Source organism: Cupriavidus phytohabitans, from assembly GCF_017815025.1.
GTDB lineage: Bacteria > Pseudomonadota > Gammaproteobacteria > Burkholderiales > Burkholderiaceae > Cupriavidus.
This window is the reverse complement of sequence record NZ_JAGIQB010000291.1, coordinates 1-310: the sequence shown is the minus strand read 5'-3', so window position 1 is coordinate 310 and position 310 is coordinate 1. Positions and strand designations below refer to the sequence as shown.

Annotated in this window: 1 pseudogene; it reads right to left on the bottom strand. The window is 60.3% G+C overall.

Going from position 1 to position 310, the window contains the following annotated elements:
* Positions 1 to 113: pseudogene (locus J8I34_RS35210) on the bottom strand (translesion DNA synthesis-associated protein ImuA); the annotation flags it as partial.
* Between the last annotated feature and the right edge of the window lie 197 nt (positions 114 to 310).

The following is a 310-nucleotide window of genomic DNA, read 5'->3' as shown; positions in this document are numbered from 1 at the left end:
GGTGGCGTCAGTAGCGCGATCGGGCGTCCGCACCGGGCTGCCAGGGCAGGGCGGAGCAGGCGCAGTTCACCGATCCCTGGCTGGCGCTGAAGCAGTTCCGTCAGGCCGCCGATCCTCGCCCACATTGTTATATTGCATAACAATTTAACATAAAACTAATTATGCGAAATGTTAATGTAGCGGCAAAGCGGTAATGTCCGGTTGGTTGCTGGAGCGCTATCGGCAGGAAGGATCGTCTGGACTGGTCTCCCGCAAGCGCGGCCGGCCCGCCAACAACCGCCTATCGGCCGATCGTGAGGCCGCAGCGCTT